Source organism: Bacillus cereus group sp. N6 (genome assembly GCF_016483705.1).
GTDB classification, from domain to species: Bacteria; Bacillota; Bacilli; order Bacillales; family Bacillaceae_G; genus Bacillus_A; species Bacillus_A wiedmannii.
This window is the reverse complement of sequence record NZ_JAEHBI010000020.1, coordinates 1-16,259: the sequence shown is the minus strand read 5'-3', so window position 1 is coordinate 16,259 and position 16,259 is coordinate 1. Positions and strand designations below refer to the sequence as shown.

The window sequence follows — 16,259 nt, the reverse complement described above, 5'->3', positions numbered from 1 at the left end:
TTACTCTGCTGTACCACCAGGTGAAGATGAAGAATCCTTTTCATCCTTTTCTGGAGAAGTAGAAAATGGAAAGAACGCATTGGTGTATAACGTAAAAAACGTCCGCAACATATTTTGATAATGTTCAAAAGAAGTTGCACATGTTGTTAAATATTGCTCTCCATATTCTGTTAAAGAATAAATTCGTTTCGCTGGCCCGCCTTCACTTGTATCCCAAGTGGAAGAAATGAGATTTTCTTTTTCTAACTTGCGCAATGTTCTATACACATTACCTTGGTCAACAGAAGAAAAGCCGATGTCCATTAGCATTTGAATGAGTTTGTAACCATGAAGACTCCAGTCTTTTAGACAGAGAAGTAAGAAAGGAACTAAGAAGTTTTTGGGCATGGAGTTTGGTTGTTTCGCTTGGTTTTTTTCCAAACTTTCTGGGTGTTCTGGTTCATTATGTAGCATGATTGTGCATCACCTCATGAATCAGTTAGATGGAATTTTTTTGCTTATAAGTGCAATTTACACCTATCTGTTTTTAATGTCAACAAATTTATCGGAAAATAAAGAAAAATAAAATATAGACTTGAAGTTTTATTCAGAATATTAGAAAATAGTGAATAGGTTGAATTGTTTCAAAAACGAAAAAGGGAGTGTAGGCGAAGTGATTGATCAAAAATTCGATCCATTGCAAGCATGGAAAAATGCTTATGAACAAACCGAAACATTTTGGGGAAAAGCGCTCAATGAAACAATTAAAACAGAAGAATATTCTGCTTGGATGGGCAGCGTTCTAGATTTGAATTTGTTTTATCAAAAAGCATTAAATGATACGACAAAAAATTATTTAGAACAGGTGAATGTGCCGACGAGAGAGGATATCGCTAGAGTAGCTACGCTTGTTATCAATTTAGAAAATAAAGTTGATAACATTGAGGAGATTCTAGAAGAGAAAGTGGATTCATTAGGACAAGCTCCTACATTAAAGCGTGATGTTACGAAAGTAAAACAAGATATTCGCACGCTAGAAACGAAAGTTGATCAAATTTTAGAGTTACTAGAAAAGCAAAATGCAGTACTAGCGAAACTACAAGTACCTGCAAAAGAAGAAGTAAAACCTACGAATAAGCCGGAAAATAAAAAATGATAATAGCGTTTGTTTATAACGTGTAAAAGGGAAGGGGAGAATCTCTTTTTCATGTATAAACAACGAAACATAATTAATATATGGACTCTATTAATATGAGTACCAAAATGATTCATAACAATCGTTCACAAATTCATTTAAGGGGGAAAAGAAATGGTTCAATTAAATGGCAAAGTAGCAATCGTAACAGGTGGGGCAAAAGGAATTGGAAAAGCAATTACAGTAGCATTAGCACAAGAGGGAGCAAAAGTAGTTATTAACTATAACAGCAGTAAAGAAGCAGCTGAAAACTTAGTAAATGAATTAGGAAAAGAAGGACATGACGTTTATGCAGTTCAAGCGGATGTTTCGAAAGTAGAAGATGCAAACAGACTTGTAGAAGAAGCTGTGAATCATTTTGGTAAAGTTGATATTCTTGTTAATAATGCTGGTATTACAAGAGATCGTACATTCAAAAAATTAAATCGTGAAGATTGGGAGCGCGTAATTGACGTGAACTTGAGCAGTGTATTTAATACAACAAGCGCGGTACTTCCATACATATCGGAAGCAGAAGAAGGAAGAATCATTAGTATTTCTTCTATTATTGGCCAAGCTGGTGGATTTGGACAAACAAACTACTCTGCAGCAAAAGCAGGTATGTTAGGATTTACAAAATCATTAGCATTAGAGCTTGCAAAAACAAATGTAACTGTAAACGCAATTTGCCCAGGATTTATTGATACTGAAATGGTAGCAGAAGTACCAGAAGAAGTACGTCAAAAAATCGTTGCGAAAATCCCGAAAAAACGTTTTGGTCAAGCTGATGAAATTGCAAAAGGTGTAGTATACCTATGCCGTGACGGTGCATATATCACAGGTCAGCAATTAAACATTAACGGTGGATTATACATGTAATGAAGCGAGAAAAAAGTGCATATCCATAGCAGGAATGCACTTCTTTTTTTAGAAATAAATCGACCGAAAAGGAGATAGAAAAATGACTACATTCGTAACGGAATGGGAAAAGCAATTGGAGTTGTACCCAGAAGAATATCGTAAAGCATATCGCCGTGTGAAAAGAGCGAGCGAAGTTTTATTGCGCGAACCAGAACCACAAGTTGGTTTAACACCAAAAGAAGTTATTTGGACGAAGAATAAAACGAAGCTGTATCGTTACATTCCAAAACAAGAAAAAACACAGAGAGTTCCAATCCTATTAATATACGCGCTTATTAATAAACCGTATATTATGGATTTAACTCCAGGAAATAGTTTAGTGGAATATTTAGTAGATCGTGGTTTTGATGTGTATATGCTTGATTGGGGCACATTTGGTTTAGAAGATAGTCATTTGAAATTTGATGATTTCGTGTTTGATTATATTGCAAAAGCAGTGAAGAAAGTAATGAGAACTGCAAAATCGGACGAGATTTCTTTACTTGGTTATTGCATGGGTGGAACGCTAACTTCTATTTATGCAGCACTTCATCCGCACATGCCAATTCGCAACTTAATCTTTATGACAAGTCCTTTTGATTTCTCTGAAACAGGATTATACGGTCCTTTATTAGATGAGAAATACTTCAATTTAGATAAAGCGGTTGATACATTCGGAAATATTCCGCCAGAAATGATTGATTTCGGAAATAAGATGTTAAAACCAATTACAAACTTTGTCGGTCCATATGTCGCTTTACTCGATCGTTCAGAAAATGAGCGCTTCGTTGAAAGCTGGAAATTAGTTCAAAAGTGGGTTGGTGACGGTATTCCATTCCCAGGTGAATCGTATAGACAATGGATTCGTGATTTTTATCAAAATAATAAATTAGTGAAAGGTGAACTCGTTATTCGCGGACAAAAGGTAGACCTTGCAAATATTAAGGCGAATGTCTTAAATATTTCTGCGAAACGTGATCATATCGCCCTGCCATGCCAAGTAGAAGCTTTGCTAGACCATATTTCTAGCACAGATAAACAATATGTATGTTTACCAACGGGACATATGTCGATCGTTTACGGTGGAACAGCGGTAAAACAAACATATCCGACGGTTGGAAATTGGCTGGAGGAGCGTTCTAATTAAAAATAAAAAGTCCAACTAGCGTATGTTAGTTGGATTTTTTTATGGGAAATAACAAAAGATAGAAAGGAGAAATTTATATTTTAGGAGTATAATTATGAAACTTATGACTGGTAAGTTGTTTTGGAATACAGGAGTTTCTATACCTTGTTATCCATCATTAGAAAATGATATGATATGTGATGTGCTTGTAGTCGGAAGCGGAGAAGCAGGTGCTCATATAGCATATTCGTTAGCAAAAATTGGAATGCGTGTTACGCTCATTGAAAAACGAGCAATCGCATGTGGTAGCACAGCTGCTAATACAGGTTTACTACAATTTCTTCATGATAAATCGCTAACCTCACTTATCCATACATTTGGTGAAAAAAAGGGGGTACGAGCATATAAGCTTTGTTACGAAGCGCTACGAACAATGGAGCAAGTTGTACCGACTCTCGATATTGATCCCCAGTTTATTCCGCGAAGTAGTTTGTATTATGCAAGTAGAAATGAGGATGTATCGTTTTTACAAGAAGAATATAATACGTTACGCCATTATGGATTCCCGGTTGAATATTTTACCAATTCACATATGAAGAAGAAGTATTCATTTATAAAACAAGCAGCGTTATATACGCATGGTGATGCCGAAGTGAATCCGTATTTATTAGCGCATAGCCTTTTGCATAAAGCAAATCAAATGGGAGCTACTATACTTGAGCATACAGAGGCCATACATATAAAAAAACGCCAAAATGATTTAATTTGTTACACGAAAACAGGAAATCAAATTGTAGCAAAGAATATTATTATGGCGACAGGTTATGAAGCACTTTTCGGAAAGAAAGAAAAAAATACAACAGTGGAAACATCATATGCAGTGGTGACAAATAAGGTAGATTCATTTGAAGGCTGGCATGAACAATCATTAATTTGGGAAACAGCACGGCCTTACTTATATTTTCGAACGTATCAAAACCGTATTATTGTAGGCGGATTAGATGAAGCGATGCAAATTCAAACAATTGGTGATACGAAATTATTGCATAAGCGTGATATCCTTATTAACATTGTAAAAGAGATGTTCCCGCAGTATAAGAATATACAGGCAGAGTACTATTGGGCGGCAGCATTTGGCGGTAGTCATGATGGTCTCCCTATTTTAAAAGAAGACAAAGAGATACATAATTTATTTTACGCATTGCCGTATGGAGGTAATGGAACTGTGTATGGAATGGTATTTGCCAAATTATTTGAGCAGTTATTTACAAATAAAGAAAGTGAAGATTTTTCTTTATTTAATCGATAGAAAAAAAGGTAGCGAAGTGATGGAATGAGAGATATAAAAAAATTTTTACAAAAATTACGTCCTGTACAACTCATTGTTTTATTTTATTTATTAGCAGTAGTTGTATCGGTGATATTGCTTAGTTTCCCGTTTGTTACGAAGTCTGGTGTGAAATGGACATTTATCGATGCCCTCTTTACATCTGTTAGTGCGGTAAGTGTTACGGGACTGTCTGTTGTTACAATTTCAGATACATTTACTACGGCAGGAATTATTATGTTAGCCCTTATTTTACAATTAGGCGGCTTAGGAATTATGGCACTTGGTACGTTTGTTTGGATTATAACGGGGAAAAAGATCGGTTTGCAGAGAAGAAGACTCATTATGGCAGACCATAATCAAGGGAATTTATCAGGCCTTGTAGAATTGATGCGTTCTATTTTAATTGTAATTATTTCGATAGAACTTATCGGAGCGATACTATTAGGTACAAGATTTCTACTTTATTTTCCAACTTGGCAAGAAGCTTATTTTCACGGTTTCTTTGCCGCTGTTAGTGCAACCACGAACGGCGGATTTGATTTAACTGGACAATCACTAATTCCGTACAAAAAAGATTATATTGTGCAAATGATTCATATGTTACTTATTGTTTTAGGAGCGATTGGCTTCCCGGTGTTAATGGAAATAAAGCAATTCTTTAGTAAAAGGCGACAGCAATTATTCCGCTTTTCGTTATTTACAAAATTGACGACAACAACATTTTTTGCCCTCGTTATCGTTGGAACCATTATGATTTTTTTACTAGAACGAAATCAATTTTTAGCAGGAAAGTCATGGCATGAAACAGTTTTCTATACATTATTCCAATCTGTGACGACGCGAAGCGGTGGACTTGCTACAATGGATATACGTGAATTGTCACAACCGACGCTTTTATTTATGAGTATATTAATGTTTATAGGGGCATCTCCAAGTTCGGTTGGGGGCGGAATACGTACAACAACATTTGCTGTTAGTATATTATCGTTATACACTTTTGCAAGAGGTGGAAGAACGGTTAGAGTCTTCAAACGTCAGTTACATGAAGAAGACGTGCTAAAAGCATCTGTCGTTATGACGATGGGGATTTTATTATGTGCCACAGCACTCTTTATTTTATCTATTACGGAAAATGTACCGCTTATGAGTTTAATTGTTGAAGTGTGTTCTGCTTTCGGAACGACAGGGCTATCGACAGGTATTACGCCAGATTTAACAACTGTTGGTAAACTTGTACTCATTGTACTTATGTTTATTGGGCGTGTCGGTATTTTAACATTTATACTGGCTAGTGGGGGAAGAGAACAGCCACCTCGCTATAAATACCCGAAAGAGAGAATTATTATTGGATAGTATGAAACCATTCTACCTATGTGAGGTAGAATGGTTTTTTAGTCGTTAATGCCAAATTGCGGATGCATAAAAGCCTCATTTTTATTATCCACTTCTTTTTTTAGCAACTCTTGATTTTCTTCTGAAATCCACCCAATATCATTTGTAGGATGAATCCATTCTTCTCCAGCCATAATGGCAGGGTCTACTTCATCAGTCCAATTGTGAAGTGGACTATTCTCGGAATCATATTTACTGTCTCCGATTACGACGTCATATTGATTTATGAAAGGTTGTTGCATCTTCTTTCCTGTTCCTTTAAAAGATGGGAAATTCATTTGATGCGGGAGCGTTTCATCTAAAATTGGTGACTGGATTTTATCTTTCTTCTTCAAAATAATCGCCCCTTTTCTAATGTTCTTTTCATAGGTAGTATTTCCATCTAGCGGCCTTATGTACTTGTTAACACTTGCCAGTAATAATTATTTAATGTTGTTTCAAACTAGAGTAGAAAGTGAATTCTTGAGAGCAGGTGAATGTATTGGTAAAAAGAAAAGTGAAACAAAATGCGGCAATCAACAATAATAAAACTCCGAAAGAAAGCTTACCAGATGCAGAATTTGCATTAGAGTATGAAGGAGAAAATAGCGCGAAGTATGCAAATCGTAATTCAAAAAAAGGTAAACAAAAATGAGGCGTTTTTTACAAACGCCTCATTTTTTTGTGGGATTATAAAGGTTTTTTTAATTATTTGTAAATTTAGTGTTCATTATTAGCAGAAAAATGCGAAAAAACATAGAAGTAGCAACGTATTACACAAAAACAAACAACAAACAAAAGATTAATGTTGGTTTAATACTGCTTTTACACTAGTTGTTTATATTAGAGTTGTACATAAGATTTATAAAAGGAGAGAGAGACAGTGAAAAAAACAATCTTTAAAGCTGTAGCAACTGGAATGGTATTTTCGTTATTAATGGGGTGTGGTGCAAAGAAAGAAGAAAGTGCTGGGGCAAAAGTAAAGGATGATAAATTATCTGGATCATTAACTGTTTACACAGCGATTGAAGAAGAACTTGTACCAATTTATCTTGATTCTTTTAAAAAGAAATATCCAGATGTGAAACTGAATATTGTTCGTGATTCAACTGGAGTTATTACAGCGAAATTGCTAGCTGAAGGAAAAAATACACAAGCAGATGTTGTATGGGGAACAGCAGCGTCTAGTCTATTAGCTTTAGATAAAAAAGATATGTTAAAAGGATACTCTCCAAAAGGAGCGGATCGTGTTCTTCCGCAATTTAAAGATGATAAGCAACCAGAAAAATGGGTAGGTAATACGGCATTTATGACGGGGATTGCTATAAATAAAGAAGAATTAAAGAAGAAGAATTTACCGATGCCAGAATCATACGAAGACTTAACGAAACCAGAATATAAAGGAACGCTTGTTATGCCACATCCAGCTTCTTCTGGAACAGGATTTTTAACAGTTTCTGCATGGTTACAAATTATGGGTGAAGATAAAGGCTGGGATTACATGAAGAAACTTCATGATAATATGGCAACTTATACTCATTCAGGTTCAAAACCAGCGAAATTAGCAGGCGCAGGTGAATATCCAGTTGGCGTATCAATGGTTTATAGTGCTTTGAAAGAGAAACAAAAAGGTGCACCAGTTGAAGTTGTATTGCCGAAAGAAGGATTAGGTTGGGAAGTAGAAGCGAACGCACTTATTAAAAAAGATAATGCAAAAAATGAAAAATTAGCGCAAGCATTTTTAGATTGGGCAATTACTGATGATGTAATGAAGTTATACTTCGAGAAAAATGGATTCGCGACAATTAAAAATGATTATAAACTTCCAGATGGATTCCCTAAAGATGTGACAGAAAAGTTATACAAAAAGAATGACTTTAAATGGGCAGCAGAAAATCGTGACAAAATTTTAGAAAAATGGGAAAAAGAGTTTGGCCAAAAAGCAGAACCGAAAAAGTAAGTGAGTGGGAGAGAGAAAAAATGAGCGAATATTTATCAATTCAACACATTCAAAAACAGTTTGATGCATTTACAGCGTTAAAAGATATTTCTTTTACTGTGAAAAAAAATGAGTTTGTATGTTTATTAGGCCCAAGTGGTTGTGGGAAAACAACATTGCTTCGAATTTTAGCAGGGCTAGAAGAGGCAACAACAGGTAGTATCGCTGTGGATGGAAAAGATATTACAGCATTACCTCCTGGAAAGAGGAATTTCGGAATGGTGTTTCAATCGTATGCATTATTTCCGAATTTAACAGCACTTGAAAACATTGAATATGGCTTAAAGACAAAAAAATATGGAAAAGCAGAAGTAAAAGAGAAAGCGCTAGAGGCGTTAGAACTTGTAGATTTGCTGAATGTAAAAGATAAATATCCTGCTCAAATGTCTGGTGGACAACAGCAGCGAGTAGCACTTGCACGTGCGCTCGCTCTGTCTCCGGATATTTTGTTACTCGATGAGCCATTATCTGCTTTAGATGCAAAAGTGCGTGAAAAGTTACGTAGAGAAATGCGTGATTTGCAAGAAAAAGTAGGAGTAACAACTATTATGGTTACGCATGATCAAGAAGAGGCATTAACGATGGCCGATAAAATTGTTGTAATGAATCATGCGGAAATTATGCAGATTGGCACACCAGAGGAGATTTATCAAAGACCAGCCAATCCATTTGTGGCAGATTTTATTGGTTCTATTAATTTCTTTTCGAAAAACAATGAAGAACATGCAATTCGTCCTGAGCATGTAACAGTTGTACAAAAGGATGGTATTAAAACGGTTGTGGAAAGCATGGAATTTCGCGGATCTGTATATCGGACGGAAGTGCGGGTCGTAGAAGAAAAAACACATCTTTATAACGAGAAAATTGTAGTGGATATATTGGCATCAGAAGTAGAAGCAACCGCAATTAGAAAAGGAAAGCCGATTCAAATCTCTTTCTTAGAAAATCATATGTTGTCATATGGAAAGAAGGTCATTGTATAGATGGAGATGTTAGAAGATTTCAAGGTAGAAAGTACGAAAAAAAAGATTAAGAGACGTATCGGTAAAGAAGAGTGGATACAAAGACTATTAATTATTGGTATGCTTCTCGCGTTTTTGATCATGCTTGTATTACCTCTATTACAATTGTTTACACAAGCTTTTTATGATAAAGATGGAGCTTTCATTGGTGTTGCGAATTTCAGTAAATATTTCACAACACCAACGCTAGTTCAATCATTACAAAATACGATATGGATTTCGGGCGCGACAACAATTATTGCAGTAACACTCGCTTTCGCTTACGCCTATGCGATCGCTCGTACGAATGTGTTTGGAAAGCGTGTATTTCAATATATTGCGTTGTTACCATTATTCGCACCAACGATGATGCATGGTATCGCATTTACATATTTATTTGGTAATCAAGGGTTAGTAACGAAAGGAATGTTTGGTTTGTTTGAAGGGATACAAATCCCTTTATATGGACCAGTAGGAATTGTAATGGCTGAAGTCATGTATACATTTCCGCAAGCATTTCTTATATTATTAATTGCTTTTCAAGGCTCTGATTATCGTTTATATGAAGCTTCTAATATGTTAGGAGCGAGTAAAACAAAGCAATTTTTCACTGTTACTTTACCTAGTGTAAAGTACGGATTAATTAGTGCGATGTTCGTTGTGTTTACACTTAGTTTCACTGATTTTGGGGCACCAAAAATTGTTGGTGGGCAATATAATGTACTTGCTACTGACGTATATAAGCAAGTAATTGGGCAGCAAAATATGCCGATGGGTGCAACTGTCGGAATGATTTTATTAATCCCAGCTATATTTGCCTTTGCAGTTGATCGCATTACGCAAAGAAAGCAGGCGAATCTCTTATCTTCCAAATCAGTACCTTACAGAATAATAAATAATAAGAAACGAGATGTTATTTCATTCGTATATTGTAGCGTAGTAACGCTTATGATCATTCTATTATTTGTGGCAGTTGGTATTGCTGCAAGTGTGAAAGTATGGCCATATAATATGAGCTTTACATTTGAGCATTTCAATTTTTCCAGTTTAACAGGAGATGGACTTGAAGCATTTAAAAATAGCGTAATTGTTTCAGCAATTACTGCAGTTATTGGAGCGGTTTTAACATTTATGTTCGCTTATGCGATTGAGAAAATAGATCAGCTACAATTTTTCCGAAAAGCAGGTTACTTTTTCTCTATCGTTCCTTTAGCGATACCAGGTTTAGTACTTGGGTTAGGCTACGTCTTCTTCTTTAGTCAACCAACAATACAAATCTTTGGACTTTCCGTAACGAACCCGTTCCATTCTCTATACGGAACAATTGCTGTGCTAGTACTAGTCAATATCATTCATTTTTATTCTGTAACATTTGTTACGGCAACGACAGCTTTAAAGAAATTGGACCGAGAGTTTGAACTTGTTTCACAGTCGATGGGGATACCGTTTTATAAAACATTCTTTCGAGTTACGGTACCGATGTGTTTACCAGCCATTTTAGAAATGGTAATGTACTACTTCGTAAATTCAATGGTAACTGTCTCAGCAGTTGTATTCCTGTATGCAGCTGATTTTAAACTAGCTGCCGTATCAATTGTAAATATGGATGATGCAGGAAATGTAGCACCAGCAGCTGCAATGAGTGTACTTATTGTTGTTACAAATATTGTAGTGAGAGTTGTATATGAATGGGGAACGAAAGCACTTCGTAACCGAACGTCACAATGGCAAAAAAGATAAATAAGAAGGGTGATGGATTAGATGAAAGTAGAAGCAGTTATTTTTGATTGGGCAGGTACAACAGTTGATTACGGATGTTTTGCACCACTGGAAGTATTTATGGAGATTTTCCATAAACGCGGTGTTGCAATTACTGCAGAAGAAGCCCGTAAGCCAATGGGATTATTGAAAATTGATCATGTTAGGGCATTAACAGAGATGCCTCGTATTGCGAGTGAGTGGAATCGTATTTTCGGACAATTACCAACAGAAGCAGACATTCAGGAGATGTATGAAGAATTCGAAAAGATTCTCTTCACTATTTTACCGCGCTATGCGTCGCCGATTAATGGAGTAAAAGAAGTGATTGCTTCTTTACGTGAAAGAGGAATTAAAATTGGTTCAACGACTGGTTATACGAGAGAAATGATGGACATTGTAGCAAAAGAAGCAGCACTACAAGGGTATAAACCTGATTTTCTTGTAACACCAGATGATGTTCCAGCAGGTCGTCCGTATCCGTGGATGTGCTATAAAAATGCGATGGAGCTTGGTGTATATCCAATGAATCATATGATAAAAGTTGGAGACACGGTATCAGATATGAAAGAGGGAAGAAATGCTGGTATGTGGACAGTGGGTGTAATTCTCGGCAGTAGCGAACTCGGCTTAACTGAAGAGGAAGTGGAGAATATGGATCCGGTAGAACTTCGTGAAAAAATAGAAGTAGTTCGCAATCGTTTCGTTGAAAATGGGGCGCACTTTACGATAGAAACGATGCAGGAACTCGAAAACGTAATGGAACATATCGAGAAACAAGAACTTATTATTTCATAAAAGGGGAATAGGATCATGACTGAAAATCACTATTTATTATTAACGCCTGGACCATTAACAACAACCAAAACAGTAAAAGAAGTTATGTTATACGATTGGTGTACGTGGGATGCTGAATATAACAAAATGGTACAAGAGGTAAGAGCTAAGCTTGTATCGTTAGCAACGAAGGAAGAAGAGACATATACAACTGTTCTCATGCAAGGAAGCGGTACGTTTTCAGTTGAAGCAGTGATTGGATCTGTCGTTCCTAAAAATGGAAAGCTGCTCGTATGTACAAATGGTGCGTACGGTAAGCGAATTGTACAAATGGCAGAGCTGTTACATATAGATGTCGTGGTCAGTCAAACAGAAGAGTGGGAGCCTACTAATATTGCAGAGGTAGAAAAGATATTGCAACAAGATAAAGAGATTACACATATTGCAGTTGTTCATTGTGAAACAACAACAGGTATTATCAATCCAATTGTAGATGTATGTAAATTAGGGAAGCAATACGGAAAAGTAACACTAGTTGATGCAATGAGTAGTTTTGGTGGTATTGAAATAAATATCGCTGAGTTGCAAATTGACTTTCTAATTAGTAGTGCGAATAAATGTATTCAAGGGGTTCCTGGATTCGGCTTTGTTATTGCAAAGCGCGATGAATTGGTGAAATGTAAAGGGCAGGCACGTTCATTATCATTAGATTTATTTGATCAGTGGGAAACGATGGAAAATCAAAATGGGAAATGGCGTTTTACGTCACCTACACATGTTGTACACGCTTTTTATCAAGCACTACTTGAATTAGAAAAAGAGGGCGGAGTAGAAGCGCGTTACAATCGATATTATAACAATCAAAAAATATTAGTGAATAGAATGAGAGAAATCGGATTTAAGCCACTAGTAGATGAAAAATATCAATCGCCTATTATTACATCCTTCATTTATCCAGAAGAGGGGTTTGATTTTGGGCAGTTATATAATGAATTAAAGTGCGATGGGTTTGTTATTTATCCAGGTAAAATTTCAAAAGTAGATACATTCCGCATTGGAAATATCGGTGATGTACATGAGGCAGATATCCATCGCTTAGTTGATAGTATTGCTAAAGGAGTTGTTATAGGTTGAAAGTATTTTGCTTAGGGGGAGCAGGTAAAATTTGTCGTGAAGCAATTTTAGATTTAGTGCAATTTTCATCTTTTGAGGCGATTACAGTAGCTGATTTTAATGAAGAAGAGGGCCTGAAAGTAGTAGAATGGCTCAATGATCCTCGTGTTGATTTTGTGAAAGTAGATGTAACGAATCACGAGGATACGGTTGCAAAAATGAAAGGTTATGACATTGTAATGGACGGTACGACAATTAAGTTAAATGGATTGTCTACTCGATGTATTGCAGAAGCGGGTTGTCACGGTGTGAATTTGAATGGATTTGGTGAAGAAAATGAATCTCATTCTATATTTGCTCAAAATGAAAAAACGTGTTTACCCGGTTTTGGTATGACGCCAGGTGTAACGCAAATGATGGCAATGCATGCAGCAAATCAGCTAGATACTGTAGAGTCAGTACGTGTAAGTCATGGCTCGTACCGTCCAATTGCTTTTTCTGCATCAATTACAGAAACAACGACATATGAATATGATCCACATTTACCATCGCGTACAGTATATGAAGATGGTGAGTTTAAGCAAGTACCTCCGTTTGCGCGTCCAAGAGAAATTGAATTACCGGCGCCTTATGGTAAGGCAACGCAGTATATAATACCGCATTCTGAAACGATTACGTTAGCAAAAGCACTAGAAAATAAAGGCGTCAAACTGATAGAGACGAGAGGAACTTGGCCAAAGCAAAATATGCAGCTCGTACGTGCTTTATATGATTATGGTATATTGCGTAATGATCTGGTTGACATAAATGGGAAAGAAATTGGTATTATGGATTGTATTTCGAAGTATTTATTGCAATCGAAAGAAGGAAAAGAAACAGAAATTTACGGTTATGCACTTCATGTAGAAGTAATAGGTATGAAAAATAATGAGAAACAAAGGCACATATTATATCATACACACCCGTTATCTGATGGTTCTGTTGTAGGGTGGGAAAAATTAAGAGCTTATACGAGAAACGTCGGTATTCCATTTGGGATTGCTACAGAGTTAATCGCAAAAGGGAATGTAAATAAAGTTGGTGTTGTGACACCTGAGGAAGCTTTTGTAAATCCACAAATTATTTTTGATGAACTAAAAAAGCGTGGTATTCATATTCATGAAGAAATTTTAACTGAAAAAGAAAGTTATAACTTTGTATAAGTAAGGCAGTGTATGAGGTAGAAATCAATGGGGTGAAGCTATGTCTGTAGTAGGTGAAGAAAGAAAGCGAACCATTCTTGAGAAGGTAGAGTTTAAAGGGAAAGTAAAAGTTTCAGAGTTAGCGAGAGAGTTTGCTGTATCAACAGAGACGATTCGTCGTTATTTAGAAGAATTGGATCGTGAAAAGAAGTTGAAGAAAGTGTATGGTGGAGCCGTCCAACTTCCGGGAGCTGGAATAGAGGCACCAATGTTAGAACGAGAGATGCTGCATATAGAAGAGAAGAAGAGAATTGGGTATAAAGCAGCAACGTTTGTGGAAGATGGGGATGTGATTGCGATTGATGATGGAAGTACACCACTTCAAATGGTGCCATATCTTGTTCATCGTAAAAATTTAACGATTGTAACAAGTTCATTTCCAGTAGCTACACAATTAATTTCTTCTATTAATAAAAAGATGTTTCACGGTGAAGTTTTATTTATTGGTGGAAAAGTATCTCCAAAGCATTCACGTGTGTCAGGTTCTATTTCGCAGCAAGTAATCCAGCAATTTCATTTTCATAAAGCATTCGTTTCGATTGATGGATTGTTACCTGGTTTTGGGGTTTCTAGTTTTGAATTAGAAAAGGCGAAACTGTCAGAAGCGATGCTGAAATTAGCGGAGAAAACATATATTTTATGTGATCATACAAAAGTAGGGGTAAAAGGAAATTACCGAATAGCAGCATTTTCACGTATTCAACATGTAATTTGTGATAAGAAAATGCCCTATAGTTTTGAAGAGGAAGTCAAAAATCATAATATTCAATGGACAATTTGCTAAATAAATTGAACTCCCACCTGTTTTTGAGGTGGGAGTTTTACTGTCCGCAAATAGCGGGATAAAAGATTTGTATGTATGCAAAAAGTGGACACATTTTCTCATCTCTTTCATATAATTTACCAATACAAAAAAAGTTGGTCGAAGGAAAGAAGGGAGAAGCATGTCAGAACGGATATATAATAAACTTGTATTGTATGCAAATATTTTGCAAAAAATTGGTTTTATTAATGAAAAAGAAAAAAGTGAAATTCTTCATACGCTAGGTAAAAAGGCCCTTTGATTAAAGGGTTTTTTATTTTTTATCTTTGGAAATATAAACTTAGTGTAATATTACCATTGACAATGATAATGATATTCATTATCATTTATTTGTATATAATTGATAACGTTTATCAATTATGAAAATTATATATGATAGGGGATATTATTTTGAAAAAAAGTTATATTAAGGCGCTAGTAGTAGCCACAACATTAGCAATTCCATTTGCTACATACTCTACTCCCGCATTAGCAGCACTAAAAGCTGAAGCAAACCAGTCGGTGGCAGCAGCTAGTGAACGTACATACGATACTGAGATTAAAATATATAAGGATCAAAAAGATGAGCCATCTATGGTTTCTCAGTACATAAAAAATCCTAAAGTAGCAATTGAAGATGGGAAAAAAATCGTTACTGTAACAATACAAGATAGCGATTATTTTCAATATCTTAGAATAGAGGATAAAAACCAACCTGGTGTATTTCAAGATGTGAAAGTTTTATCAGAAGATAAGAGGAAAAATGGAACGAAAGTGGTCCAATTTGAAATTGGCGAATTTGAGAAGAAGCATAATATGCAAATGCATATACTTATTCCGGCCATCGGATATGATCACAAATATCAAGTTCAATTTGAAATTAAAGATCCAACTGTAGGTGACAAAGAAACAGAGAAACCAGATGATAACTCTAATTCAGGCAATACGGAAACGGATCGTTCAGTTGATAGTCAAAATATGATAACAGATAACAAATTAAGAGAACTTGTTAATAAAAAAGTATTTAATAGAAAAGATTTAAATACACCAATTACGAAAGAGGAGTTATTACAAGTAAAGGACTTGTTTTTAAACACGAATGAGATTCTTGATTATAGTGCATTAAAATATATGCCAAATTTAAAATCTTTAACAGTTGCGAATGCGAAGATAACAGATCCGTCGTTCTTTGCTAATTTAAAGCAATTAAATCATTTAGCTTTGCGTGGTAATGAATTTTCAGATGTAACACCACTTGTTAAGCTGGATAATTTAGCATCTCTTGATTTGAGTAATAATAAAATTACAAACGTTGCACCACTCGTTGAAATGAAAAATGTAAAAAGTTTATATCTATCAGGCAACCAAATAGAAGACGTAACAGCATTAGCGAAAATGGAACAACTAGATTACTTGAATTTAGCAAATAATAAAATTACGAATGTTGCTCCATTAAGCGCGTTGAAAAATGTAACATACTTAACTTTAGCAGGTAATCAAATTGAAGATATTAAACCGTTATATTCATTACCTTTAAAAGATTTAGTATTAACGCGTAATAAAGTTAAAGATTTATCGGGTATTGATCAAATGAATCAATTAAATAAATTATGTAACTACTCAGCTTCCTCACGGAAGCTTTTTTAATTTTACTAGTTTCATATGCCTCTCATTTGTAAATACTGAGT

The 16,259-nt window shown here is 35.5% G+C and carries 15 protein-coding genes and 1 pseudogene; 14 read left to right on the top strand and 2 right to left on the bottom strand.

Features of this window, described 5'->3' with window-relative positions; translation table 11 throughout:
• Nucleotides 1-453: a poly-beta-hydroxybutyrate-responsive repressor gene (phaQ, locus tag JDS99_RS15580; RefSeq protein ID WP_000903018.1), complete on the bottom strand. Its 453-nt coding sequence runs from the start codon at nucleotides 451-453 to the stop codon at nucleotides 1-3.
• A gap of 199 nt (nucleotides 454-652) precedes the next feature.
• Here phaQ and phaR point away from each other — a divergent pair, with 199 nt between their 5' ends.
• From phaR to JDS99_RS15555, 5 genes are all read left to right on the top strand, one after another.
• Nucleotides 653-1,135: a polyhydroxyalkanoic acid synthase subunit PhaR gene (gene phaR / locus JDS99_RS15575; protein ID WP_088062564.1), complete on the top strand. Its 483-nt coding sequence runs from the start codon at nucleotides 653-655 to the stop codon at nucleotides 1,133-1,135.
• Nucleotides 1,136-1,288: 153 nt separating this feature from the next.
• Complete coding sequence (locus JDS99_RS15570) at nucleotides 1,289-2,032, top strand: acetoacetyl-CoA reductase (RefSeq protein WP_000250411.1); 744 nt, start codon at nucleotides 1,289-1,291, stop codon at nucleotides 2,030-2,032.
• Nucleotides 2,033-2,114: 82 nt separating this feature from the next.
• On the top strand, nucleotides 2,115-3,200 hold the full coding sequence (phaC, locus tag JDS99_RS15565; protein WP_000206842.1) for a class III poly(R)-hydroxyalkanoic acid synthase subunit PhaC: 1,086 nt from the start codon (nucleotides 2,115-2,117) through the stop codon (nucleotides 3,198-3,200).
• Between the two features lie 94 nt (nucleotides 3,201-3,294).
• Complete coding sequence (locus JDS99_RS15560; protein WP_199695318.1) at nucleotides 3,295-4,488, top strand: NAD(P)/FAD-dependent oxidoreductase; 1,194 nt, start codon at nucleotides 3,295-3,297, stop codon at nucleotides 4,486-4,488.
• 24 nt (nucleotides 4,489-4,512) lie between these two features.
• A complete protein-coding gene (locus JDS99_RS15555; RefSeq protein WP_088062567.1) occupies nucleotides 4,513-5,862 on the top strand; it encodes a TrkH family potassium uptake protein in 1,350 nt (449 codons plus the stop codon).
• A gap of 38 nt (nucleotides 5,863-5,900) precedes the next feature.
• Here JDS99_RS15555 and JDS99_RS15550 read toward each other — a convergent pair whose 3' ends face one another.
• The gene (locus JDS99_RS15550; RefSeq protein WP_000725963.1) at nucleotides 5,901-6,236 is read right to left on the bottom strand and encodes a DUF3905 domain-containing protein; all 336 of its coding nucleotides are present in this window, start codon (nucleotides 6,234-6,236) and stop codon (nucleotides 5,901-5,903) included.
• A 146-nt stretch (nucleotides 6,237-6,382) separates the two neighbouring features.
• Here JDS99_RS15550 and JDS99_RS15545 point away from each other — a divergent pair, with 146 nt between their 5' ends.
• The 9 genes and pseudogenes from JDS99_RS15545 to JDS99_RS15505 all read left to right on the top strand — a co-directional run.
• Nucleotides 6,383-6,535, top strand: coding sequence for a hypothetical protein (locus JDS99_RS15545; protein WP_000240799.1), 153 nt, complete (start codon nucleotides 6,383-6,385; stop codon nucleotides 6,533-6,535).
• 228 nt (nucleotides 6,536-6,763) lie between these two features.
• Entirely contained in the window at nucleotides 6,764-7,840 is a 1,077-nt protein-coding gene (locus JDS99_RS15540; RefSeq protein ID WP_000750887.1) for a putative 2-aminoethylphosphonate ABC transporter substrate-binding protein, read from the top strand.
• A gap of 20 nt (nucleotides 7,841-7,860) precedes the next feature.
• The gene (locus JDS99_RS15535; protein ID WP_088608354.1) at nucleotides 7,861-8,862 is read left to right on the top strand and encodes a putative 2-aminoethylphosphonate ABC transporter ATP-binding protein; all 1,002 of its coding nucleotides are present in this window, start codon (nucleotides 7,861-7,863) and stop codon (nucleotides 8,860-8,862) included.
• Complete coding sequence (locus JDS99_RS15530) at nucleotides 8,863-10,620, top strand: putative 2-aminoethylphosphonate ABC transporter permease subunit (RefSeq protein WP_142293430.1); 1,758 nt, start codon at nucleotides 8,863-8,865, stop codon at nucleotides 10,618-10,620.
• 21 nt (nucleotides 10,621-10,641) lie between these two features.
• Nucleotides 10,642-11,436, top strand: coding sequence for a phosphonoacetaldehyde hydrolase (phnX, locus tag JDS99_RS15525; RefSeq protein ID WP_046957074.1), 795 nt, complete (start codon nucleotides 10,642-10,644; stop codon nucleotides 11,434-11,436).
• Between the two features lie 15 nt (nucleotides 11,437-11,451).
• Nucleotides 11,452-12,549 (top strand): 2-aminoethylphosphonate--pyruvate transaminase, encoded by a 1,098-nt coding sequence (gene phnW, locus JDS99_RS15520; protein WP_046957075.1) that lies wholly within the window; start codon nucleotides 11,452-11,454, stop codon nucleotides 12,547-12,549.
• On the top strand, nucleotides 12,546-13,730 hold the full coding sequence (locus JDS99_RS15515; RefSeq protein ID WP_088608353.1) for a saccharopine dehydrogenase family protein: 1,185 nt from the start codon (nucleotides 12,546-12,548) through the stop codon (nucleotides 13,728-13,730). Before phnW ends, JDS99_RS15515 begins: the two co-directional genes overlap by 4 nt.
• A 40-nt stretch (nucleotides 13,731-13,770) precedes the next feature.
• Complete coding sequence (locus JDS99_RS15510; RefSeq protein WP_000117659.1) at nucleotides 13,771-14,553, top strand: DeoR/GlpR family DNA-binding transcription regulator; 783 nt, start codon at nucleotides 13,771-13,773, stop codon at nucleotides 14,551-14,553.
• Between the two features lie 429 nt (nucleotides 14,554-14,982).
• A pseudogene (locus JDS99_RS15505) lies at nucleotides 14,983-16,182 on the top strand (NEAT domain-containing protein); the annotation flags it as partial.
• Nucleotides 16,183-16,259 lie beyond the last annotated feature (77 nt).